Here is a 23,596-nt window from a genome sequence, read left to right on the forward strand (position 1 = left end):
ACTCGCGGGAAGGCGGCCACAAATCCACAAGTCCACTCGATCGGTGTCCACAAATCCACAAATCCACTCGATCGGTGGCCACAAATCCACAAATCCACACCTGGTGCGGATCGCTTGGTCCCGCCGGTGCCGCCTACTCGACCGACGGGACCCTGCGTACGCTGGCGACATGACGACGTTCTTCCTGGCGCGGCACGGCGAGACCGTCTGGCACGCCGAACACCGCTACGCGGGCAACTCGGATGTCGCGCTCACGCGCCACGGCCTCGGCCAGGCCGCGGCGCTCGGCGCGTGGGCGGTCGACGCCCGGCTCGATGCGATCATCGCCTCGCCGCTCAGCCGCGCGCAGCGCTCGGCCGCGCCCGCCGGCGAGACGACCGGCCTGCCGGTGCGCACCGACGCCCGGCTCGTCGAGATCGACTTCGGCGCCGCCGAAGGCCTGACCCCCGACGAGCTCACCGAGCGGTATCCGGCCGAGTGGGCGGCGTTCTGCGAGGCGCCGGCATCGAACCCGTTCCCGGGCGGCGAGACCGGCCGCGCCGGCATCGCCCGGGCGCTGCCCGTGTTCGACGAGCTCGCAGCCGAGTTCCCCGACGGGCGCGTGCTCGTCGTCGCGCACGCCACCCTCATCCGGCTGCTGTTCTGCGAGCTCGCGGGCATGGACCCCGACGGCTACCGCGACCTGCTGCCCGTGCTCGGCAACTGCAACGTGACGACGATCGTCTACCCCTGGGCGACGGAGTCGCGCGCGGCGCACCATCCCCGCATCCGACTGCTGGGCTACGACGTGCCGCCCTGGCACGCGGGCATGTAGCCGCGGCGGTCGGTGGCGCTTCGAGGCGCTCGCCTCGCTCCCTCCTCGGCCCGCGACGGGCCGGAACTCGAACGAGGCGCCACCGGGTGAGTCCCGGCGGCGCCTCGTGCGGGGCGACGACCCCTACCCCTCCCAGGGCACGTCGGGCGCCTTGTAGTAGCCGATGCCCATCTCGTCCCAGCGGTGGGCCTGCTGCACGATGCGGCGTTCGAAGTCGTCGAACGAGCGCACCTCGGGCGCCGACCAGCCGACCTCGGCGATCGCCGGCATGCGCGGGAAGCTCACGAAGTCGGCGTACTGCGACACGGGGATGAACTGGTCGAGCGACGTCGGCAGCTTCGTCGAGCCGTAGTAGGCGCGGTCGGCCCAGAGCGCCGCCTCGACGCCCTCGATCTGCTCCTCGGTCGCGAGCGAGACGCTGCCGTCGGTGCTCGAGGTCACCGAGATCGGGTCCCAGTCGTACGAGCGCTCGAGGTCGACGAGGCCGGCCCAGCTGAGCCCGTAGGGCACGCTCGCGTCGTACTTCATGTCGAGGTACGAGCGGTCGGCGGGCGAGGCGACGACCGTCGCGCCCTGCGCGAGCGCGTTGCGGAGCTCCCGCACGTCGGGGCGCTCGTTCGGCGTGCCGATCGAGGCCTGGTCGCCGGCGTCGGCCCACCACTGCATGATGGAGCCCTCGGGCAGCGGCGAGGCGCCGATCTGGTGCCAGCCCATGACCCGCTTGCCCTGCTCGGCGAGCACCTCGGCGGAGGTCTCGACGTACCAGTCCATCTGCTCCTGCGTGGTCGACGGCACCTCGTCGCCGCCGATGTGCACGATGTCGGAGGAGCTCTGCTGCGCGGCCTCGGTGAACACGTCCTGCAGGTAGGCGCGCACCTCTTCGCGGCGTTCGGGCGTCAGGCAGATCGTGGGCAGGCCGACGTCGAAGCCGGAGTACGGCGCGACCGCCTTGCCGTCGCAGTTGATCTCGGGGATCGACGCCTTGGCCGCCATCGCGTGGCTCGGCCCGTCGATCTCGGGCACGACCTCGATGAAGTGGTCGGCGGCGTACTTCACGATCTCCTGGTAGTCGGCCTTGGTGTAGAACCAGGGCCCGCCGGTGCCGGGCTTCCATCCGCTCTGCGTCGATGCGCCGACCTGCGTGAGCTCGGGCCGCGCATCGACGGTGAGGCGCCAGCCCTGGTCGTCGGTGAGGTGCAGGTGGAGCGCGTTGTACTTGTAGAGCGCCATGTGGTCGATGAAGCGCTTCACGTCGTCGACGGGGTAGAACCGCCGACCGACGTCGAGCATGGCGCCGCGGTAGTCGTAGCGGGGCGCATCGCTGATGTCGACCGACGGGATCGCCCAGGCGACATCGGATGCCTCGGCCGATTCGACCTCGGGCGGCAGCAACTGCCGGAGCGTGGTCGCGCCGCGGAACAGCCCCTCGGCGGTGTGCGCCTCGAGCGACACGTGCGTTCCCTCGGCCTGGATCGTGTAGCCCTCGTCGCCGAGGGCGGCGTCGCCGCGAGTCGAGAGCTCGATCGTCGCGCCCCGGGATGCGCCCGCGGCTCGCTGGCCGACGGGGACCGCGTAGCCCGTGGCATCCCTCAGCAGTTCCGCGAAGCCCTCACCGACCGACGCCGCGCCGTCGTCGAGCGGGTGCACCTTGATGACGGTGCCGGCGCCGAGTTCGACGGGATCCGCGCCCGTCGCGGCGACGTGCGACGGTTGTGGAACGAGGGCGAGGTCGGCGAGCGGGTCGGCGCCGGCAGCGGAGTCGGCGGCATTCGCCGGCAGGGGCGCGGCGACGAAGGCGAGCGCACCCACCGCGACAGTGGCGGCGAGTGCGGCGCGGGGCGATCTGGACATCGGTGTCCTCCTCGAGCTCGGTGGTAGGGCGTCTCGGGTTCTCTCCGAAAGCTAGCCAGCGCTGATCGAGTCTGTCAATAGTCCGATGTTTTCGGTCAGAAACAATCACCAGGGGTGATCATTCGCTCATTTTTGCGATCAGTCGACCGCGTACCGCTCGTCGAGCCAACGCACGAGGTCGCCGAAGACCTCGGCCCGGTTGGTCTCGTTGAAGGGCTCGTGCCGCGCACCCTCGTACACGATGAGCTCGACGTCGCGCAGGCCCGACCGCTCGACGTACGCCTCGGCGAGGCGACGCACGCTGCGCTCGCCGCCGACGGCGCACTCGGTGCCGCTCATGATGAGCAGCGGCAGCTCGGGCGGGAGGCCGCGCGCGGGCCGGCCGAGCAGCCTGAGCGTGTCGGGCAGTCCGAACAGCTTCGGCAACGGCACCTCGGTCGCGTACGGGTCGGCCATGAACGCCCGGGCCACCTCGGGGTCGCGGCTGAGCCACTCCATCGGTGTCGGCCCGGTGTGCCCGAAGCGCCTGTTGCTCGGCGAGTGAAGGTCGAACAGCGTGCGGTAGGCGGTACCGGTGAGCACGAAGCCGTCGTACCGCTCGGGGTGCCGGTTCATGATGATCTGCCCGAGGAACGACCCCCAGGACTGCCCGAGGTAGACGAGCGGCAGGTCGGATGTCTCGTGCTCGCGGATCACGCCGGTGAACTGCTCGACCGCATCGATCGCCGCACGCAGGCCGCCCGGGCCGAGCCGCCCCATGCGGGTGAGGTCGCCGCCGTGCTGCACGTAGCCGGTCTGCCCGTGCCCGCGGTGGTCGTCGGCCCAGACCGAGTAGCCCGCCGCGTTCAGCACCCCGACGAGCTCGCCGTACCTGCCGATGTGCTCGCCCACGCCGTGCGCGAGCTGGACGACGGCGGTCGCATCGGGCACCCGCCACGATTCGTAGTGGATGGCGACCCCGTGCGCATCGATGAAGCTCGGCATGCCGAACATCATCGCAGGCGGCGCGCCGACCGCAGGGCGGCCGATCGTCCCGAACGAGCGCGACCCCTTGACGGGGGTGATTCCAAAGTGCTCTTATATGAACGTTTGGTGGCGGTAAACGTCACAATCCATCACTTTGAGATTGCGAGCAATGATGCAGCAACCGTGTACCCGGCCCGTCGGGCCGCCGCGTCGCTTCACCGCACTCGGCCTCGCCGCCCTCGTCGCGATGACGGGCCTCGGCTCGTTCGCGCTCGCGGCCGGCTCGACACCGAGCGTTGCCGAGGCCGCCTCGAGCGAGCCGACGCCGATCACCCCGAAGAAGGTGAACCCCGAGGTGCCCGTCGACGACACGGGCACCACGCTCGGTGCGATCACCGCCGTCGAGCAGGACGGCGCGACCGTCACCCTCGAGGCCGAGCACGGCGCGCTCAGGGCGACCTTCCTCGACGAGCGCACCCTGCGCCTCGAGGCCACCCCGACCGGCGAGTTCACCGACCCCGCGAACACCCCGCAGGGCGACCCCGCCCGCACGGCGAACATCGTCGTCGGCGAGGACGACTTCGACGAGGCATCCGTGACCGTCACCGAGGGCGACACGATCACCATCGCGACCGCGAAGGCGACCCTCGAGATCGACCGCGCCACCGGGCGCACCGCGCTCGAGCGCGCCGACGGCTCGACCGTCTGGTCCGAGTCCGAGCCCCTCACCTTCGGGCGCAGCTCGACGACCCAGCACCTCGAGGCGGTCGAGGGCGAGCAGTTCCTCGGCGGCGGCATGCAGAACGGCCGGTCGATCCACACGGGTGCGACCATCAACGTCGCCAAGAACTTCGACTGGGACGACGAGGGCTACCCGAACGCGGTGCCGTACTACATGTCGTCGAACGGCTACGGCGTGCTGCGCGACACGTTCGCCGCCGGCAGCTACGACTTCGCGGCGGGCACGACGACGCACGCCGAGCAGCGGTTCGACGCGTTCTACTTCGTGGGCGACTACGAGGACGCGCTCGACGGCTACACGAAGCTCACCGGCCGGCCGATCATGCCCCCGGTGTACGCCCTCGAGTACGGCGACGCCGACTGCTACAACCGCTCGAGCCCGACCTACTCGGGTTCGAAGGACCCGGCGAAGCTGAAGACCCCGCAGGCGCTCGAGATCGCGAAGGACTTCGTCGAGCACGACATGCCCGGCGGCTGGATGCTCGTCAACGACGGCTACGGCTGCGAGTACCAGGAGCTGCCCGAGACCGTCGACGCCATCGAGGCCGAGACCGGCCTCAAGACCGGCCTCTGGACCCAGCGCTCGCTCACGCAGCAGGAGTACGAGGTCGGCGAGGCCGGCATCCGCCTGCGCAAGCTCGACGTCGCCTGGGTCGGGTCGGGCTACCGGCTCGCGCTCACCGGCTGCGAGGCCGCGCACGACGGCATCGAGCAGTACTCCGACGCCCGCGGCACCTCGCTCATGGTCGAGGGCTGGGCGGGCGCGCAGCGCTGCGGCATGCAGTGGACGGGCGACCACTCGGGCAACCTCGACGCCGTTCGCTGGCAGGTCTCGGCGCTCACGGGCGCCGGCAACTCGGGCCTGCCCTTCACGACCGGCGACGTCGACGGCATCTTCGGCGGCTCCGCCGAGAGCTACGTGCGCGACCTGCAGTGGAAGGCGTTCGCGCCCGCGCTCTACTCGATGAGCGGCTGGGCCTCGGTCGACAAGCGGCCGTGGCTCTACGGCGAGCAGGCGACGGCGATCAACCGCTCGTACCTGCAGCTTCGCCAGCAGCTCATGCCGTACATCTACACGCTCGCGGCCGAGTCGCACCGGAGCGGCCTGCCGATGATGCGGTCGCTCGCGCTCGAGTACCCGAAGGACCCGGGCGCCTACAGCGTCGAGGCCAACAACGAGTTCCTGCTCGGCAGCGACTACCTCGTCGCACCCGTCTTCACGAAGACGACCGTGCGCAACGGCATCTACCTGCCCGAGGGCGAGCAGTGGGTCGACTACTGGACGGGCAAGCTCTACGAGGGCGGCCAGGTGATCAACGGCCACCCGGCGCCCCTCGACAAGCTGCCGATCTTCGTGCGCGCCGGCGCGCTCGTGCCGCAGGGCGTCGTCGCCCGCAACGCCTCGTTCGTGCCCGAGGACTCGCCGATCACCCTGTCGGTGTACCCGCAGGACGAGAGCGAGTTCGCGCTCTACGAGGACGACAAGGTGACCCGCGGCTACGCCGACGGCGAGTCGAGCACCCAGGAGTTCACGGTCGACGCGCCGGAGCCCGGCAAGAAGGGCACCGTCACGATCGGCATCGGCGAGCGCGAGGGCGACTACGACGGCAAGGCCGGCGCCCGCCCCTACGTGATCGAGGCGCACACGGGCTCCGCGCCCCAGAACGTCGCGGTCGACGGCACCGGCCTGAAGAAGGCCGCGTCGCTCGAGGCGCTCGAGGCCGCGGCATCCGGCTGGTTCTACGACGCCGCCGACGCCGGCGGGGTCGTGACCGTGAAGCTCGCGCCGATCGCCTCCGGCGAGCGCGCCGAGGTCGTGCTGGCCGCGACGAGCGCGGTCGGCGGGCGCGACGCGGATGCCTCGGCGGCATCGGTCTCGGTCGACCTGGCCGATCGCGTGTTCCAGGGCGACGAGACCACGGTGACGGCGACGTTCCGCAACACCGGAACCAAGGCGAAGGACGACGTCGTGCTGACGCCGGCCGCGCCCGAGGGCTGGGAGCTCGTCTCCGCGACGGGCGACCGCGCCGGCACCGTGCAGGCGGGCGGCTCGGCGAGCGCCGAGTTCGTGTTCGAGGTGACGGATGCCGCGGCGGCCGACCGCCAGACCGTCGGCGTCGAGGCGGCGTACACGTCGCAGCGTTCGCCGCAGACGGTGTCGGGAGCGAACCAGATCTACGTCGCCTACGGCTCGCTCGCGGGCGCCTACAACGCCGACGCGATCAGCGAGATCGCGACGGCGAAGGCCGCGAACTTCGACGGCGGCGGCGCGAGCTTCTCGGCCGAGGCGCTCGCCCGCGCGGGCGTCACGCCGGGCTCGACGGTCACCGTCGGCACGGGCGACGCGGCGATCGGGTACACGTGGCCGGCGCCCTCGGGTGCGGCCGACTCGGTCTCGCCGGCCGGCCAGACGATCGCGCTCTCGGGCCGGGGCACGCACCTCGCGCTCCTCGCCTCAGCTGCGTCGGGCGGCGGGGTGAACCCCGAGCTCGAGCTGCACTACGCCGACGGCAGCGTGTCGAAGCAGAGCGTGTTCTTCCCGAACTGGCTGCCGCAGGCCTCGGGCCTCGGCGGTGCGAGCGTGGCGATCACCTCGCTCGGGCGCAACAGCGCGACGAACCCGGCCGTCTACGAGTATCCGACGTACAAGTACCAGGTGTACTCGAACGTGCTGCGGCTCAACCCCGCGAAGGAGCTCGCCTACGTCGTGCTGCCGACCGAGTCGCGACTGAAGATCTTCGACTGGAAGGTCGTCGACCAGCCGCTGCCGACGCCCCCGTCGGGCACGGTCTACGCCTCCGACCTGCCGTGGCTGAGCGCCACGAACGGCTGGGGCATGATCGGCAAGGACGTCGCGAACAAGGACGCGGCGAGTTCGCCCGACGTTCCGCTCGCGATCAACTACACCGACCCGGCGACGGGCGCGAACCCGACGTACGAGAAGGGCCTCGGGGTGCACGCGCTCTCGAAGATCACGTACTACGTCGGCGGGGCGTGCTCGGCCTTCACGGCCGAGGTGGGCCTCGAGGCGCGGTTCGCCGGCAACGTGATCTTCAAGGTCGACGCCGACGGTGAGAACCGCTACCAGTCGCGGACGTTCACGCCCGGGTTCGCGCCCGAGTCGGTCGACGTCGACCTCAGCGGCGTGCAGTACGTCGATCTGATCGTCGAGGCGCCCGGCAGCATCAACGGCGCCCACGGCGTGTGGGGCGACGCGAAGTTCACCTGCGAGTGAGGCCGGTGCGGGCCGCTTCCCCACGGCCCGCCCCGCACTGAACGGATGCCTCGGCGAGCGCTGCTCGCCGAGGCATCCGCTCGTTCGGGCTCAGAGTTCGACGCGCCCCACGAGGTTGACCTTCACGCCGAGCCGGTCGAGCATCGCGGCCTTCGCGACGAGGGCCTTGTCGGCGGTGTCGGCGTCGGGCGCGTAGACGAGCTGGGCGTGGTTGGCCTTGTGCCTGGCCATGAACTGGTCGCGGCTCACCTCGTGCAGCACGACGTGCGCGATCGGCCACTCGGGGTTCGTGGCGTTCTTGCGACGGATCGTCTCCTCCTCGGGCAGCACGACGACGGTGGCACGCAGGAGGTCGGCCTGCAGCCGGCCGTCGGCGATGAACACGCGCGAGAGGACCACCTCGCCGGGCTTCGAGACGCCGTTGACCGTCGATCCGCCCGCCGGGAAGAACACCGGGTCCTGCCGCCACCCCTCGGCGTTCTGCCAGCCGCCGAGGTGCGAGCCGGGCACGGAGCCCGAGATCTCGTACACCCACACGAACTCGCCCGCGAACTCCTCGCCCCAGCGCACGTCGTGCAGCGTGTTGTCGGGGACCATGCCCATCGCCCGCCAGATGCGGTCGGTGATGAGCGCGTCGACCGCGACGCCCTCGTCGGCCTCGTTGAAGTGCGGGAACGCGCGCCCCTCGTGCAGCACGCGCTCGCCGTCGCGCGACGTGACGGGCGGGCGCTCGGTCGAGTTGAGCAGGCCCTCGGCGAGGTCCGACGCCGGCACGAGGTCCTTCAGGCCCTGCTGGTACTGGATGCCGACGGCGTCGAGCCCGAAGTCGTCGGCGATCCGCAGCGCGGCGATGTACATCTTGTACTGCCAGCGCAGCTGCGCCTCGGTGAGCTCGGTCGCCTCGTCGCTGCCGAGCTTGAACGTCATGCCCCGCTCGACGAGCCAGGCCCCGACCGCGTCGGCCTCGTCGTCGCCGACCGTCAGCATCTCGGCGTAGAGCGCGGACTGCGAGAGCCGCTCCTTGTAGATGCCGAGCCGGTTCAGCAGCTCGTCGTCGAAGATCGCGTTGTACATGCCCATGCAGCCCTCGTCGAAGACGCCGATGATCGCCTTGTCGGCGAGCAGCTCGTCGGCGAGCGCACGCCCGAGCTCGACCTCGGCGGTGTCGGGCAGCTCTGGCAGGGGCCGCACGTGCGACGCGTCGTGCGTGATCGAGCCGGTCTCGACCCACTCGCGCAGCCCCTGCCGGAACCAGTCGTCGGTGAAGTCGACCGACCAGATCGTCGAGTACTCCCTGCCCATCTTGGTCAGACCGGCGTTCAGGCCGAGCAGGCCCACCAGGCCGGGCCAGTCGCCCGCGAAGTTCGCGACCGTGAGAATCGGCCCCCGGTGCGTGCGAAGGCCCGCGAGCACGTGGTGCGAGTACTGCCACACCGCTTCGGCGACGATCAGCGGCGCGTCGACCGGAATGGACTTGAACACCTCGAGCCCCATGCGCTGGCTCGAGATGAACCCGTGCCCGGTCGCGGGATCGACCTCGTTCGCGCGCACCACTCGCCAACCGAGCTCGCCGAGGGCCGCCGTGACGTCGGCCTCCATGGCGGCCTGCGTCGCCCAGCCCGCCGTGTTGGCCGACTCGCGCAGGTCGCCCGATGCGATCAGGTAGGCGGTGTTCGGCTCGGCCGCGGGGCGGGCCGCCGGCCGCGGGAGCGCGTACCGGGTCTGAGCGGTGTCGGTCATGGATGCCTCCTGGTGGGTGCTGGACGTCGGTGCTGGTGGTGGTTCGTGGTCATGCGCGGCCGCGCTGCTCGGCGGCGAGCTCGTGCACGACCTCTGCGCTCGCCGCATAGAGCCGCAGGTAGCGGTCGAAGAGCGCGTCGTAGGCGGCCCGCGCGGCGGGGTCGGGGCGGATCGTGCGGGCCGTCGGGTTCCAGTCGGCGATGACCGGGGGCGTCGCGCCGTCGCGCGAGGCGACCGCACCCGCGGCGAGGAAGGCCGCCCCGAAGCTCGCCCCGATCGTGATCTCGGGCACCTCCTGCACGAGCCCCGTGGCATCCGACACGATCTGCAGCCAGAGCTCGCCCTGCGTGCCGCCGCCGACCGCGACGATGCGGCGCAGGTCGGCGCCCGCGGAGCGCATCGTCTCGACGTTGTGCCGCACGCCGAGGGCGGTCGCCTCGAGTGCCGAGCGGTAGAGGTCGCCGCGACCGTGCTCGAGGGTGAGTCCGGCGATGACGCCGCGGGCGTCGGGGTCCTGGATGGGCGTGCGCTCCCCCGCGAAGTAGGGCAGGGTGACGAGGCCGCGTGCGCCGGGCCCCGACGCTGCCGCCTCGGCGAGCAGCTCGGGGTAGTCGGAGCCGGTGAGCTTCGCGAGCCACGCGGTCAGGGCGCCCGAGGTCGAGAGGCCGCCGGCGAGGTTGCGCGTTCCGGGGAAGGCGCCGGCCGTGGTCCACATCGAGGGGGTGCGCAGGGTCTCGTCGCCGGTGGCGATGAGGAACATCGTCGTGCCGTACATGAGCATCAGGTCGCCGACCCCATGGGCGCCGACGCTCACCGCCTCGGTCCAGGCGTCGATCGTGCCGACGATGACGGGCGTGCCCTCGGCGATCCCGGTCTCGGCGGCGGCCGACGCGGTCACGAGGCCCGCGAGGTCGCCGGCCCACGCGAGCGGGGGCGCCTCGACGGTCGCCGCGTAGCGCTGCCACCACGGCTCGTGCCATGCCTCCGCCTCGACGTCGTAGAGGGGCGAGGTCTGGCTCGCCGACTGGTGGTCGAGCACGTAGGCGCCGGTCAGCCGCCGGGCGAGCCACGAGGCCGGCATGTAGAGGCGGCGGGCTCGCGCCCATGCTCGGGGCTCCTCGTCGGCGACCCAGGCGATCTTCGCGCCGGCGGCCTGGGAGGTGAGCTGCGAGCCGCCCACGCGCGCGATCTCGTCGGTGCCGAGCTCACGGTTCATCCGGTCGATCTGCGCGCCGGCCCTCGTGTCGACGCCGTAGAGGATCGCGGGCCGCACGGGCTCGTCGTCGTCGTCGCAGAGCAGCACGCACGGGCCCATGCCGCTCACGCCGACCCCGACGATCTCGGCCCCGGGCGCACCGCCCCGGAGTTCGCGGGCGAGCTCGACGAACTCGCGCCACCAGATGCGTCCGTCCATCTCGACCCACCCGGTGCGCGGGCGGTCGACCTCGTGCTGCCGGGTCGCCGTGGCGAGCAGGGTGCCGTCGCCCGCGACCAGCACGCCCTTGCTGCTGGACGTGCCGATGTCGACCCCCAGGGTGCATCGCACCGACATGGCGCTCCTCCTCGATCACCGTCGTTCGCGTCGTCGCGGACGCTGCGTCCGCGCTCCGGCACTCTGCGGTCACTCTATGCGAAATCGATTTCATGATCAACCGCACGGGATGCCTCGACCCGGCGCCGATGCCCGTGTGCGGGCCGCGCTCAGCCGGCTGCGCGCGCCGGCTGCAGCTCGCCGCGCAGCACGACGGTGCGGGCCGGCTGGTCGTCGCCGGCGATGCGCTCGAGCAGCATCTTGGCCGCCGTCACGCCCATGTGGCGGGCCGGCAGCCGCACGAGGGTGACCGCGCTCGGCGACAGCGTCGTGAACGGCAGCGAGCCGACGACCGCGACCCCGAGCTTCGGCGGCGTGAGCCCGTGCTCGGTGAGCACCTGGATCGCGCCGACGCCGAGCAGGTTGTTGCCCGCGACGACGGCGTCGGGCGGCTCGGGCAGGGCCAGCAGCTCCTCCATCACCTCGCGCCCGCCGTCGACGCGGAAGGTCGAGTAGCGCAGCAGTTCGTCGGGATCGACGTCGGGGAACTGGCGGGCGACCACCGCGCGCCATCCCTGTGCTCGTTCATAGGCCGTCTCGATGAGCTGCGGGCCCGTGATGCAGGCGATTCGCCGGTAGCCGGCTCGCACGAGGTGCTCGGTCGCCGCCTGGCCGGCCGTGCGGTTCGCCATCACCACGCCGTCGATGTCGTACCCGGTGCCCCGGTCGACCGCGACGACGGGGCGGCCCGCCGCCTGGATGTCGTCGAGGTTCGTCGTGTCGGAGGCGGCGGCGAGGATGACCCCGGCCATGTGCTCGGAGATCGCGATCTGGAGGTAGGTCGCCTCCTTCTCGAGCTGCGAGTCGGTGTTGCAGAGCACGACCGAGTAGCCCGCCTTCTGGGCGACGTCCTCGACGCCGCGGGCGAGCTCGGTGAAGTACGGGTTCTCGATGTCGGGGATCACGAGCGCGATCACCTCGGACTCCTGCTTGCGCAGGGTGCGCGCCGTGCGATTGGGCGTGAACTTCAGCTGCCTGGCGGCGTCGCGGACGGCGGCGACCTTCTCGTCGGAGACGGCCACGCCGTTGAACACGCGTGAGACCGTCGCGGGTGACACCCCCGCGAGCTTCGCCACTTCGTAGATCGTCGCCATGCGCCCTGCCCCTGCGCCGGCCCGCGTTGACATGCCGGTGAGGCCACTTTACAGTGTTGAAATCGATTCCAAACGCGAGCGCCGCAGCGCCGCGCCGACACACGAGGAAGTGGTCGCAACGTGAATGCCCCGCACCCGCCGAGTCCGGACCTCTCGTCGATCGCCGCGATCCGGCCGCTGCAGACGCGGTCGATCTCGCCCGAGAACTTCGACGGGTCGAAGGGCGGCGGCGCCCGCGCGACCGAGGGCACCGGGGCCTCGTGCGCACGCGACCTCGGGCCGGGGTGGAAGATCTCGCCGAGCGTCGACATCACGGCCGGCGAGACCTTCGACCTCGCCGCGATCGACGGACCCGGCCGCATCACCCACGTCTGGATCACGACGCATACCGACAACTGGCGCACGCTGATCCTGCGCGCCTACTGGGACGGCGCCGACGAGCCCGCCGTCGAGGTGCCCTACGGCGACTTCTTCTGCAACGGCTGGGGCGTGTTCGCGCAGGTGAACTCGCAGGTCATCGCGGCGAACCCGCACGGCGGCTTCAACTCGTACTGGCCGATGCCGTTCAAGCGGGGCGCCCGGCTCACGATCGAGAACACCTCGGTCGTCGACGTGCGCGTCTACTACCAGGTCACCTACGAGATCGGCGGCGACTACGCGAGCGACGGCTACTTCCACGCCCAGTGGCGCCGCTCGAACCCGCTCGAGGAGCTCGTGCCGCACACCATCCTCGAGGGCATCGAGGGGCAGGGCCAGTACGTCGGCACCTACCTCGCCTGGGGCGTGAACTCGAACGGCTGGTGGGGCGAGGGCGAGATCAAGTTCTACCTCGACGACGACACCGACCACCCGACGATCTGCGGCACCGGCACCGAGGACTACTTCGGCGGTGCGTGGAACTTCGACATCCCGGGGCGGGGCTACACGGCCTACTCGACCCCGTACCTCGGCATGCCCCAGGTGATCCGGCCCGACGGGCTCTACGTCTCGCAGCAGCGCTTCGGCATGTACCGGTGGCATCTGCTCGACCCGATCCACTTCACGACCGGCCTGCCGAAGGTCGACATCCAGGCCCTCGGTTGGCGCAGCGGATGGCGCTACCTTCCCCTGCGCGACGACATCGCCTCGACCGCGATGTTCTACCTCGACCGGCCCACCGCCCGCCGACCGAAGACGCCGACGGCCGACGACCTGGAGGTGCACTTGGGCTCGGCCCCTGTGCCCGACCTGGGCGCGACGCCGCCGCGCACCTGACCGCCGGCATGAGGGGCGACGCGCTCGGCGCGTCGCCCCCGTGTTCAGGCGGGCAGCTCGACCCACTGCACGAGCTGCCAGACGAGGCCGTTCGGGTCGGCGAACTGGCAGTAGCGCTCGCCCCATGGCTCCGTCTCGGGTGCCGTCACGACGCGGGCGCCGGCCCCCGCGATGCGCTCGAACTCGGCGTCGAGGTCGTCGACCACGAAGACGAGCAGCAGCCCCTGCCCCGCCGAGCCGGCGATCTCGCTCGGCTTGAAGGTGGCGAGGCCCGTGGCGAGGAAGATCAGGTTCGTGTTCGAGTCGGCGTGGCGGAGCGACACGAACCCGTCGGCCGCCATGGCCTCCTCGTAGCCGAAGCAGGTCTTGGCGAAGTTCGCCGAGGCGTCGACGTCGGCGACGTTCAGCGAGACGGCGGTCTGGGTGATGTTCATCGGTTCTCCCGTTCGGTAAACCCTGTACAACGTACAGTACCGTCTACAACGTACAATGTTGCGACGGTATTCCGAGGGAGGTCCCGCGATGCCCAGGCCCCTGATCGACCTGCTCTGGCGCGACCGCCCCGGCGCGACCGCCGGCGGCAGCCGCGGCCCCAGGGCCCGCTACTCCACGGGCGACGTCGTGTCCCGCGCGATCGCCCTCGCCGACGAAGGCGGCCTCGCCGCGGTCACCGTACGGGCGCTCGCCCAGTCGCTCGAGCTGACGGCGATGTCGGTGTACACCCACGTCAACAGCCGCGACGACCTGCTCGTGCTGATGGCCGACCACGCGCACGGGCAGATGACGACGACACCGTTCGGTCGATCGACGTGGCGCACCCGGGTGCGCCGCCTCGCCGAGGACAACCTCGCGCTGCTGCGCGACCACCCCTGGCTGCTCGGCATCGACGATCCGCGGACCGCCCTCGGCCCCGGCACCATCGCGAAGTACGACCACGAGCTGCACGCCTTCGACGGCACGTCGATCAGCGACATCCGACGTGATGCGGCGCTGACGTTCGTGCTCGACTTCGTGCGGTCCACGGCCGCCAGGACGGTGATGACACCTGCGACCGGAGACTTCGGCGAGCTCTGGGAGCAGTCGGTCGATCGCCTGGCCGGCTACCTGGGCGACGACTTCGCACTCGCGCAGCGGGTCGGTCGCGCGGCCGGTGAGGCGATGGGCGGCCCGCACGACGCCGAGCGCGCGTGGCAGTTCGGGCTGACCCGCGTGATCGCCGGCCTGGGCGACCTCGACTCGCGCTAGGCGGTCCGCGGGTGGAGCCGGCAGTTCGTGTGCAGGTAGCGCGCCGCGCCGCGCTCGACGTCGAAGATCGCCACGGTCTGCGGGTCCTCCAGCGGGCCGACCGGCGGCATCACGAAGTGCGTCTCGCTGATCGGCAGGAGCTCGTAGGTGATGCGATCGGGCAGGCCCGTGAACGCCGCCTGCATCGGGTTCAGGTCGACGGTGGCGAACAGCCTGCCGGCCTCGGCGGTGACTTCGAACGCCGTGCCCGGGCGCTCGTAGACGCCGACGTACCTCGACGTGTCGAGGACGAGCCCGGGGGCCGGCGCGGGCAGCGGCGGGATCCGACCGAGTCCGAGTTCGTCGAGGATCGCGTCGAACACGTCCCGGTAGAGCGAGTCGCGCTGACCGCCGTTCGTCAGCAGGACGAGTGCGAGGTCCTCGGCGGGCAGCATGCGCAAGCGGGCGTTCTGCCCGATCGTGCTGCCGTCGTGCGCGTACACGGTGCGGCCGCCCCAGTCGCACACCACGAGGCCGAGCCCCCACTCCGGGCCGAACATGTACGGGTCGGGGACCGGAACGCGCGAGGTCGTCATCTCGCGGATCGCCGCCTCCGAGACGACGCGAGCGCCGTTCGGAGCGATGCCGCCGTGCAGGATCACGTGGGCGAGCGCGAGCACCTCGCCGGCCGTCGAGCTCACGTTGCCGCCGGGGCCGTACGCGCGCGGCAGCCGATCGATCGGCGTCGGGATCGGCCCCTCCTCCATCGACCGGATCAGGTGACCGGCTGCCGCGTGCGCCGGATCGACCTCGGCCGGCCGACTCGTGGTGGCGGCCAGTCCCATCGGGTCGAAGAGGCGGTCGCGCATGATCGCGTCCCAGCGCTTGCCGTCGGCGACCTCCATGATCCGGGCGAGGATCGCGTAGCCGAGCGCCGCGCTGTACCCGTGGACGGTTCCCACCGGACTGACCTGCGGGGCGTCGGCGACCTGCTCGACCATCCGCTCGTAGACGTCCTCCTCCTCGCCGGGGTCGCCGAAGGCCTCTTCGATGCCGTTCGTGTGATCGAGCAGCTGGCGCGGAGTGACTCGTTCCGTCGCCTCAGGGTCGGCGACCCTGAACCCGGGGAGGAGACTGCGCACGGGTTCGTCGAGGTGCACCGCGCCCTCGTCGACGAGTTGCATGAATGCCAGGGCGGTCCACGTCTTGGTCAGCGAGCCGCACTGGAAGACGGTGTCCGCCGTCACCGCGACGCCGGAGTCGATGTCCTGGACCCCGTGCACGAGTCCGGTGACCACGCCACCGTGGAGCAGGCCGACGGCGGCGCCGGGAACCCGGTGCTCGGTGAGGACCTCCGCGATCCGCTCCGCCGCACGTCCGAACTCCATCACAGGCCCGTGCTCACCGGGCGAGGCCGACGGCATTCGCGGCGTCGGCTTCGAAGTACTCCGTCGTCGCGGCCCGTCCCGCATACGCCTCGAAGAACTCGCGCACCGCGTCGGCCGAGTCGTGCGCGATGACGTTCACCGCCCTGGTTCCGTCGGTGCTCGCGATCGCGAGCACCCACTTCGCCCCCTTGGGCAGCCGCCCGTGGGCCTTCTTCAGTGCGCCCCAGAACAGGTCGCCGTCGTCGACGGTCGAGATGGCCATGATGTGCATGTCGCGCCTTTCGTTTCCGAATGCCAGAACGCTACGTAGCCTTTCCATCTGCGTCAACGCCAGATCCCCGAAAACACGCCAATCGTTGCGTGGTACTGTCGTCGAACGCAACGTGCGTTGCGTTGCACTCCGTGAACGACGATGGGGACGCGGCATGACCGGTGGCAGGCTCACCCTGCACGAGCGACGATCGATCGCCGAAGGAATGGCCGACGGTCTCGGCTACGCCGAGATCGGCCGGCGCCTCGGCCGCCCGACGTCGACGATCAGCCGCGAGGTGGCTCGCAACGGCAACGGCCGGTACTCGGCCGGCGCGGCGCACGAGGCGGCAGGGCATCGTGTGCGCCGCCCCGCCGCTGCACCGGAGCCGCCGACCGAGACCCGCGCGTTCGTCGAGGAGTTCGCGGGCCTGCTGTCGGCCACCGGGATGCCGCGGATGGCCTCGCGCGTGTTCACCGCCCTCCTGCTCTCCGAGGCCGGAAGCCTCACCGCCGCCGAGCTCGTGCATGGACTGCAGGTCAGCCCGGCGGCGGTGTCGAAGGCCGTCGGCTACCTCGAGGGACTCGGCCTGCTCCGGCGCGAGGCCGATCGCCGCAGCCGTCGGGAGCGGTACGTCATCGACGACGACGTGTGGTTGCGGGCGCTGCGCACCGACTCGTCGGCGCACGCCGACGTGGCGACCGGTGCGGCGCGCGGCGCCGCCATCTTCGGGGCGGAGAGCCCCGCCGGCGTGCGACTCGGCCTCATGGGGCGGTTCTTCGGCGAGCTCACGGAGCAGATCGACGGAATCGACCTGGACGATCCGAAGGCGGGCGACGCGATGACCGTGCTCGCGGCGCTGGTCCACGCCGATCGGGCGCTCACGGTCGACGAGCTCTCGGGCGCGCTCGGCTGGACGCCGACACGTGCGGCCTCGGCGCTGACGGAGCTCGAGCGACGTCCCAACCTCGCCGATCCGCTCCTCGTCGGCGTCCAGGGCGAGCGGTACGCCGTCACCGCGCGGCCGGATCGGCTCTCGCAGGCCCAGCGCGCCGCACTGCGGCCGGCGAGCGGTGCCGCAGGCTAGGCCCGCACCACCTCGAGACCGAACGCGCCCTCGGCGATCTCGACGGCCACGTCGTCATCGGTCACGACGACCGTGCCGTACCCCGTCGAGGCGACCCACGGCCAACGACCGTTCGCACCGACGTGCAGCGATCCCGTCGCCTCGTCGACGCGCACGCCCGATCGGGCCTGAAGCAGCGTCCAGCCGGCCATCGCCCTCGCGTAGTGGTCGCCGCACTCGATCTCGTTGTACGGGTTGCGTCGCGAGCCGTCGTGCCGGTTCCACAGTCCGTCGAGCACGGCCTGGCCCGCGTCGTCCAGGCCCTCGAAGAGGCAGTGCGCGGCGACCTGCGCCTCGATGCCCGTCCAGACCTCGTCGGCGTACCGCGTCGGGACCTCGGGTCGGCCGCCGTCGGGCCACGAGCACATGAGCAGCCCGACATCGTCGGCCGTGTCGGCGTAGACCCGGTAGGGGTGGGTGAAGTCGGCGAAGCCGTGCCGCAGGTTCGAGCCGACGACGTGGCGCAGCGCGCTGCGCACGTGCTCGGCGGGCAGGATGTGCCCGAGTCCGAGCTGGTGCGCCCACCACTGCCCGATGACCTGGTCGCTCAGGATGCCGGTCAGCCATTGGAAGTCGGTCGGGTCGCCCTCGTCGAGGCGCTGGATGTAGTGCGTGCCGTCGAAGATCGCCTCGTCGTAGCCGCGCGAGCCCGACTCGAAGCGCGCTCGCGCCTCGGCCGCCGCATCGTCGTCGCCGGCGAGCAGCGCGAGCTCCTCGTACGCGCGCAGCGCCGCGAGCCACAGCGTGCCCATGAAGGGATTGACCCCAGCCAGGTCGATGTCGTGCGTCGACGGCTGGATGCCGTGCAGCACGCCGTCGCCGTCGGCGTCCCACTTCTCGGCGATGTGGCGATAGAGCCGCTGGAGCGACGGCCAGCGCCGCTCGAGCCACTCGGCTCCCGCGCCCCGCTGCACGTCGCGGAGCGACTTGAGGATCGTCGCGAGCATGCCGTCGAGCGCCGGCTCCTCGGGCCCGCCGATCATCTCGTGGGTCATCTGCGGCAGGTACGTCGGTACCCGAAGGCGGTGCGGGATCGCGCCGTTCGGCGCCTGCATGACGTCGAACTCGGTGTCGCGCATGTCGCGCTCGAGCTCGGGCCAGAGCCCGGCGAGCGCCGCCTCGTACTGCCAGACGTGCGTGCAGTTGAGCGGGCACGACCCGCCGAACACCCCCGACCACATCCAGGTCGAGGCGCCGAGCGAACCCTCGTATCCGTAGAAGCGGCCGTCGGCGCCGATGAAGCAGGTCGGGCTCCGCACGTAGGCGGCCTGGGCGGCGAGGTAGTCGGCCTCGCGCGGCGCGAGGCTCGAGGTCGTGAGGGTCTCGGTCCAGCGCGAGGTGCGGGCGACGAGGTCGTCCCACCGCTCCTCGACCTCGGCCTGCACGTCGAGCGCATCGCGGTATCGCTGCCCGTAGCCGTTGCCGAGGTAGAACCGCGACGCGCCCGCCTCGGGGTGCGGCCGGCCGAACTGCTCGATGTCGACGAAGCGGTTCGGGAAATGCCAGGACATCGAGAACCGGATCGTGCGCGACTGCCCGGGCTCGAGCCAGTACGGCACCCCGACGACGCCGAGCCACGAGCGCCCCGGCGCACTCGCGCCCGAGCCGCCGCGCGGCGCGTTCAACTGCGGGTCGCCGACGGTCGGCGCGACCTCGAGACGCGAGCGCCCGTCGTTGAGCGCGCGCGAGTCGAGGAAGGCGCGCAGGTGCTCGACGCCGGTGCACCGCGCGAGCACGGCCGCGGACGGGTCGTCGGCGGCGAGCACCAGCTGCCCGGCGAGCTGGTCGGACTCGTCGATCGACGGGTTGTCCATCACCACCCGCGACCAGCCCCGCCCGCGGAGCAGTCGGTTGACGTTGCCGCCGAGCCCCGGGGTGTGCTCGCCGATCGGGGTGATGCCGTCCCACCCGGCGGCGTTCAGCAGCGAGCCCGCGAGCGTGCCGTGCACCGGGAACTCGCCCGTGTTCGTGAGGGTGAACGAGAACAGCCCGGTCGGCATGCCGCTCGTCTCGACGTCGCCCGGCACCATGGGGTTCAGCGCCCGCATGGTGACGGCGACGGGATGCCTCGGATCGGAGAGCCCGACCTCGGCGATCGGATACGTGCCGCTGAACCGGGCCGACGCGAAGGTGCCGAACCGGTCGGCCGCCGCCGACATCCACTCGGGCACGACCGCGTCCGTCGTCAGCGACGCCCCCGGGTCGTCGACGGGGTGCCCCTGCACCATCGAGACGACGTCGAGCGGCGGCTCGATCTGCGTGACGCGCAGCCAGAACCCGGTGCCGGGCAGGGCGCCCACGTGGTTCGGCATGCCGTGCAGCTGCCATTGGCGGAGCGACCCGTCGGCGCCCACGGCGAATCCGCCCGTGCCGATGCCGCCGATCGGCATCGCGAGGGCGGGGACTGCGGTGTGCGGGAGCTCCTGCCGGAGGATGTCGGTCATGCCTCTCCTTGCGTGACGGTGATGGGGCTGCGGCGCAGCGGGACGAGCGGCGGCAGCGCGACGCCGACCGCTGCCGCGGTCGGCCAGGCGCAACCGACGGCGAGCACGACGAACACCGGCGCGGCGATCGCGAGCAGGACGGTCAGCCAGGTGAGTCCGAGCCAGACGACGGCGGCGGCGGCGGCGACCGCGGACACGGGGCCGAGCGGCCGGCGCACGACGGCGATGAACGCCATCGCGACGATGCTGCGCAGGCGGACGTCGGCCCGCACGACGCCGACCGGGATCGCGACCGCCGCGACGAGCGCGGCGACGACGGCCAGCGCGGTGCCGGCGACGGCGAGCACCTGGAAGGCCACGGATCCGGAGGCCTCGGCGACGACGGCGACGAGCGCGCTCCACGCCGCCAGCATGCAGGGGGCGACCGCGAAGACCGCGACCACGAGCAGGCGCCGCCCGAAGCCGGGCCGCTCGCCGCCGAGTTCGAAGAGCTCGGCGCCGAGCCGGTCGACCGCCCAGAGCAGCCCGGGCGCCGCGAGTGCGGCGACGACGATCCAGGTGATCGGCGACGCGGGGCCGAGCACCCGACCCGCTGCGGCGTAGACGGCGACGACGGCGACGCCGAGCACGGCGAGCGCGGGCAGCGATCGCCACGCCGCAGCCGGCAGCCGGCGCAGCACGGGGTCGACGGCCGCGCCCGGCTCCACGGCGGTCATCCCTTCAACCCGGTCGACGCGACGGACTCGACGATCTGCCGCTGGAACGCGAGGAACACGATGAGCAGCGGCAGCACGACCATCGTGATCGCCGCGAAGACGACGACGGCCGGTGCCGCCCCGAAGCCGTTCTGCAGCGTGACGAGCCCGAGCGGCAGGGTCATGTTCTCGGGGCTCGAGAGGAAGATGAGCGGTCCGAAGTACCCGTTCCACGACGCCTCGAACCCGAGGATGGCGAGCGCGGCGATCGCCGGCGCCGACAGCGGCACGAGCATGCGGAAGAGGATCCACAGGTGCCCGGCCCCGTCGATGCGGGCGGCCTCGTCGAGCTCGCGCGGGATCGTCTTGAAGTACTGCGAGAGGAAGAAGATCTGGAACACGTTGATGAGGGCGGGCAGCCACAGCGAGGCCAGCGTGTCGACCAGCCCGACCTGCCGCATCATGATGAAGATCGGGATGATCACGAGCTGCGCCGGCACCATGAGCGCCGACAGCATGACGACGAGCAGCAGGCGGCTGCCCCGGAAGTCGATGCGGGCGAACGCGTAGGCGGCGAGGATCGAGAAGATCAGCGCTCCCGCCGTCGAGACGGCCGCGAGCAGCAGCGAGTTGCCGAACTGCTGGAAGAACGGCATGTAGTCGAGCACGTCGGCGAAGTTCTCGAACGTGAACGGGATCGGCAGCCAGCTCGGCGGGCTCGCGAAGGCGAACTCGGGCACCGTGAGGCTCTGCACGATCAGCCACACGAGCGGGGCGATCATGACGATGCCGAACACGACGAGCACGATGTCGACGGCGACGCCGCCCGGGGTGCGTCGCCGCGACTTGCGGCGGCCGGTCTTCTCGAGGGTGGCGAGCAGGTCGTCGCTCGGCATCGGCCGGGCCTGCGGAATGGTCGTCATGATTCGTGCACCCACCTTCTCCGGCCGATGAACTGCAGGAGCGTCACACCCATGATGATCACGAAGACGAGGAGCGCGACGGCGGCCGCGTAGCCCATGTCGAACGCCTGGAAGCCCTTCTCGTACAGGTACATGATGATCGTCGTGGTCGACCCCTGCGGCCCGCCCTTGGTGATGATCTGGATCGGGTCGAAGATCTGGAACGCCCCGATGAACGTGATGATCGTCGCGAAGAACAGGGTCGGCGACATGAGCGGCAGCGTGACGTTCCAGAAGATCTGCCGGCCCGTCGCACCGTCGGTGCGCGCCGCCTCGACGAGTTCGGACGGCACCGTCTGCAGGCCGGCCAGCATGATGATGAAGGTGAACCCGACCGTGTGCCAGAGGTCGATGACGATGATCGACGGCAGGGCCCACGCGGGGTCGGCGAGGAAGTTCGGCAGCTCGATGCCGAGCATCGCGGCGTACTGTCCGACGTATCCGAACGTCGGGTCGAGCACGTACTTCCACAGCAGCGAGACCGCCGCCCACGAGATCAGGAACGGGAAGAAGATCGCGACGCGGGCGAAGTAGCCGATGGACCTGCTGATGAGGTTGTTCACGGCGAGCGCCAGCAGCAGGCCCAGCACGAGGTGCGTCACGATCGACGCGAACGCGAAGACGAAGGTGTTCCACAGCACCTGCGGAAGCTCGGGGTCGGTGAACAGCTGCTCGAAGTTCGCGAGGCCCACGAACTCGGGCGGCGTCAGCAGGTCCCACTCGAGGAAGGCGAGCGCGATCGCGAAGACGAACGGCCCCGCGACGAAGACGAGGAAGAGGAGGACGGCGGGGCTGACGAACAGCCAGCCCGCCGCCTCGGCGCGGCGCCGCTGGAGCAGTGCTCCGGGGCGCCGCGCCGTGATCGTGTCGCTACTCACTGACCAGCGACTCCAGCTTGTCCTGCGCGGCGTCGAGCGTCGGCTGCGCCTCGCCCTGGCCCGCGACGATCGTGCCCCAGGCCTCCTCGATGACCTTCTGCGCCTCGGCGCCCTGGTCGATCGACGGGATGGGCGTCGCCCAGCCCATCGCCTCGCTCAGCCGCACGGTGCCCTCGGGGGCGTTGCCGGTGAACGCCTCGGAGTTCGCGACCGACTCGCGCGCCGGCACGATCGTGCCGCCGATCGTCGCGAAGTACTCGCCGGCCTCCTTCGACATGAGGAACTTGATGAAGGTCCAGGCGGCCTGCTTGTTCTCGCTGTTCTTCGTGATGTTCCAGGCATCCCAGCCGACCGGCGAGCCGTTCTGGGTGTTGGTGGGCCAGTTCACGACGACCGTCTGGTCGACCATGTCCATGTCGCGGACGCCGAGCACCGGCCACCGCCCGCCGTTGAGGGTGGCGAGCTTGCCCTGCTTGAACGCCGTGTTGCCGTCGAACTGCCCGCCGGGCTTGGGCGCGAGGCCCATCTCGACGAGGCTGCGGGCGAACTCGGCCGATTCGACGGCCTCAGGGGTGTTGTAGGTCGGCTCGCTCCAGTCCTGGTTGAAGGTGCTCGCGCTGTTGGTCGTGAGCCACGGCATGACGTCGACGAAGTAGCCCGAGCCGGCACCGGTGAGGTACGCGCCCGTCTTCTCCTTGATCTGCTTGCCGGCCGCGACGAACTCGTCCCAGGTCCAGTTGCCGTCTTCGGGGATCGGCACCCCGGCCTTCTCGAACACCGACTTGTTGAGGTACATCGCCATGGTGTTGAAGCCGCCGGGGATGAAGACGGTCTCGCCGTCGGGTCCGGAGGCGTACTCCTCGTTGAACTTGACGAGGTTCGGGCTGAGGTCGGCCCAGTAGTCGTCGACGACCTCCTGGTCCTGCTCGATGTACGGCGCGAGGTCGGTGAGGATGCCCTTCGAGGCGAACAGCCGCTGCCCCTCGGTCGCCACCTGGATGATGTCGATCTTCTGCCCGCCGGCGAGCCGCGTCGCGACCGTCGTGGAGAACGTCGCCCAGTTGCCGCTCGGAATGCCGACGGCCTTGAGCTTGATGTCGGGGTACTCCTTGTTGAACTCGGCGAACAGGGCGTTGAAGGCCTTCTGCTGGTCGGCGTCGCCCATGTAGACGAAGCTCAGGTCGCCGCTGTCGGGGCTGCCCTCCGCGCCGCCGCCGCCTCCGCCGCCTCCGGCGGTGCAGCCCGTCATGAGCAGTGCCGCGGCCGCGATGACCGCGGCGGCCTTGGCGAGACCCTTCATTCTCTTGTGCATTCGTCCCTCCTCAGGAACTCGACTCGTCGAT

The 23,596-nt window shown here is 71.1% G+C and carries 18 protein-coding genes; 5 read left to right on the plus strand and 13 right to left on the minus strand.

The features are described 5' to 3' along the window. The first annotated feature begins 169 nt into the window (after positions 1 to 169). Positions 170 to 814, plus strand: coding sequence for a histidine phosphatase family protein (locus LR269_RS01580; RefSeq protein ID WP_231428955.1), 645 nt, complete (start codon positions 170 to 172; stop codon positions 812 to 814). Between the two features lie 123 nt (positions 815 to 937). On the opposite strand, the gene LR269_RS01585 is transcribed toward LR269_RS01580, so the two are convergent. Together LR269_RS01585 and LR269_RS01590 are read right to left on the minus strand one after the other, a co-directional pair. Then, positions 938 to 2,665, minus strand: a complete 1,728-nt coding sequence (locus LR269_RS01585) for a beta-N-acetylhexosaminidase (protein ID WP_231428956.1) — start codon at positions 2,663 to 2,665, stop codon at positions 938 to 940. 138 nt (positions 2,666 to 2,803) lie between these two features. Further along, positions 2,804 to 3,649 carry an alpha/beta fold hydrolase gene (locus LR269_RS01590; RefSeq protein ID WP_231428957.1) on the minus strand — a complete coding sequence of 282 codons (846 nt, stop codon included), beginning with the start codon at positions 3,647 to 3,649 and terminating at the stop codon, positions 2,804 to 2,806. A gap of 151 nt (positions 3,650 to 3,800) precedes the next feature. Between LR269_RS01590 and LR269_RS01595 the strand changes: the two genes are divergently transcribed. Then, positions 3,801 to 7,607 carry an NPCBM/NEW2 domain-containing protein gene (locus LR269_RS01595; protein WP_231428958.1) on the plus strand — a complete coding sequence of 1,269 codons (3,807 nt, stop codon included), beginning with the start codon at positions 3,801 to 3,803 and terminating at the stop codon, positions 7,605 to 7,607. Positions 7,608 to 7,697: 90 nt separating this feature from the next. Here the strand turns inward: LR269_RS01595 and LR269_RS01600 are convergent, their stop codons facing one another. The 3 genes from LR269_RS01600 to LR269_RS01610 form a co-directional block, all read right to left on the minus strand. Beyond that, the gene (locus LR269_RS01600) at positions 7,698 to 9,347 is read right to left on the minus strand and encodes a fucose isomerase (RefSeq protein ID WP_231428959.1); all 1,650 of its coding nucleotides are present in this window, start codon (positions 9,345 to 9,347) and stop codon (positions 7,698 to 7,700) included. Between the two features lie 49 nt (positions 9,348 to 9,396). After that, positions 9,397 to 10,899: an FGGY-family carbohydrate kinase gene (locus LR269_RS01605; protein WP_231428960.1), complete on the minus strand. Its 1,503-nt coding sequence runs from the start codon at positions 10,897 to 10,899 to the stop codon at positions 9,397 to 9,399. A 149-nt stretch (positions 10,900 to 11,048) separates the two neighbouring features. Next, positions 11,049 to 12,032: a LacI family DNA-binding transcriptional regulator gene (locus LR269_RS01610; protein WP_231428961.1), complete on the minus strand. Its 984-nt coding sequence runs from the start codon at positions 12,030 to 12,032 to the stop codon at positions 11,049 to 11,051. Positions 12,033 to 12,152: 120 nt separating this feature from the next. Between LR269_RS01610 and LR269_RS01615 the strand changes: the two genes are divergently transcribed. Then, a complete protein-coding gene (locus LR269_RS01615; RefSeq protein WP_231428962.1) occupies positions 12,153 to 13,286 on the plus strand; it encodes a glycoside hydrolase family 172 protein in 1,134 nt (377 codons plus the stop codon). A 44-nt stretch (positions 13,287 to 13,330) separates the two neighbouring features. On the opposite strand, the gene LR269_RS01620 is transcribed toward LR269_RS01615, so the two are convergent. Beyond that, the gene (locus LR269_RS01620) at positions 13,331 to 13,720 is read right to left on the minus strand and encodes a glyoxalase/bleomycin resistance/extradiol dioxygenase family protein (RefSeq protein WP_231428963.1); all 390 of its coding nucleotides are present in this window, start codon (positions 13,718 to 13,720) and stop codon (positions 13,331 to 13,333) included. Positions 13,721 to 13,808: 88 nt separating this feature from the next. Here LR269_RS01620 and LR269_RS01625 point away from each other — a divergent pair, with 88 nt between their 5' ends. Next, positions 13,809 to 14,531 (plus strand): TetR/AcrR family transcriptional regulator, encoded by a 723-nt coding sequence (locus LR269_RS01625; protein ID WP_231428964.1) that lies wholly within the window; start codon positions 13,809 to 13,811, stop codon positions 14,529 to 14,531. On the opposite strand, the gene LR269_RS01630 is transcribed toward LR269_RS01625, so the two are convergent. Together LR269_RS01630 and LR269_RS01635 are read right to left on the minus strand one after the other, a co-directional pair. Further along, on the minus strand, positions 14,528 to 15,898 hold the full coding sequence (locus LR269_RS01630; protein WP_231428965.1) for a serine hydrolase: 1,371 nt from the start codon (positions 15,896 to 15,898) through the stop codon (positions 14,528 to 14,530). The genes LR269_RS01625 and LR269_RS01630 overlap by 4 nt on opposite strands. Before the next feature lie 13 nt (positions 15,899 to 15,911). After that, positions 15,912 to 16,169, minus strand: a complete 258-nt coding sequence (locus LR269_RS01635) for a hypothetical protein (RefSeq protein ID WP_231428966.1) — start codon at positions 16,167 to 16,169, stop codon at positions 15,912 to 15,914. 154 nt (positions 16,170 to 16,323) lie between these two features. On the opposite strand from LR269_RS01635, the gene LR269_RS01640 reads away from it, so the two are divergent. After that, positions 16,324 to 17,235: a MarR family transcriptional regulator gene (locus LR269_RS01640; RefSeq protein ID WP_231428967.1), complete on the plus strand. Its 912-nt coding sequence runs from the start codon at positions 16,324 to 16,326 to the stop codon at positions 17,233 to 17,235. On the opposite strand, the gene LR269_RS01645 is transcribed toward LR269_RS01640, so the two are convergent. The 5 genes from LR269_RS01645 to LR269_RS01665 are packed head-to-tail and all read right to left on the minus strand — an operon-like array spanning position 17,232 to position 23,565. Continuing rightward, complete coding sequence (locus LR269_RS01645) at positions 17,232 to 19,718, minus strand: GH116 family glycosyl-hydrolase (RefSeq protein WP_231428968.1); 2,487 nt, start codon at positions 19,716 to 19,718, stop codon at positions 17,232 to 17,234. The genes LR269_RS01640 and LR269_RS01645 overlap by 4 nt on opposite strands. After that, positions 19,715 to 20,434: a hypothetical protein gene (locus tag LR269_RS01650; protein ID WP_231428969.1), complete on the minus strand. Its 720-nt coding sequence runs from the start codon at positions 20,432 to 20,434 to the stop codon at positions 19,715 to 19,717. The genes LR269_RS01645 and LR269_RS01650 overlap by 4 nt, the downstream gene beginning before the upstream one ends. Beyond that, positions 20,431 to 21,336: a carbohydrate ABC transporter permease gene (locus LR269_RS01655; RefSeq protein ID WP_231428970.1), complete on the minus strand. Its 906-nt coding sequence runs from the start codon at positions 21,334 to 21,336 to the stop codon at positions 20,431 to 20,433. The genes LR269_RS01650 and LR269_RS01655 overlap by 4 nt, the downstream gene beginning before the upstream one ends. Then, positions 21,333 to 22,253, minus strand: a complete 921-nt coding sequence (locus LR269_RS01660) for a carbohydrate ABC transporter permease (RefSeq protein WP_231428971.1) — start codon at positions 22,251 to 22,253, stop codon at positions 21,333 to 21,335. The genes LR269_RS01655 and LR269_RS01660 overlap by 4 nt, the downstream gene beginning before the upstream one ends. Then, positions 22,246 to 23,565, minus strand: coding sequence for a sugar ABC transporter substrate-binding protein (locus LR269_RS01665; RefSeq protein ID WP_231428972.1), 1,320 nt, complete (start codon positions 23,563 to 23,565; stop codon positions 22,246 to 22,248). Before LR269_RS01665 ends, LR269_RS01660 begins: the two co-directional genes overlap by 8 nt. Between the last annotated feature and the right edge of the window lie 31 nt (positions 23,566 to 23,596).

The sequence above is a fragment of the Agromyces sp. S2-1-8 genome (assembly GCF_021129215.1).
Taxonomy (GTDB): Bacteria; Actinomycetota; Actinomycetes; order Actinomycetales; family Microbacteriaceae; genus Agromyces; species Agromyces chromiiresistens.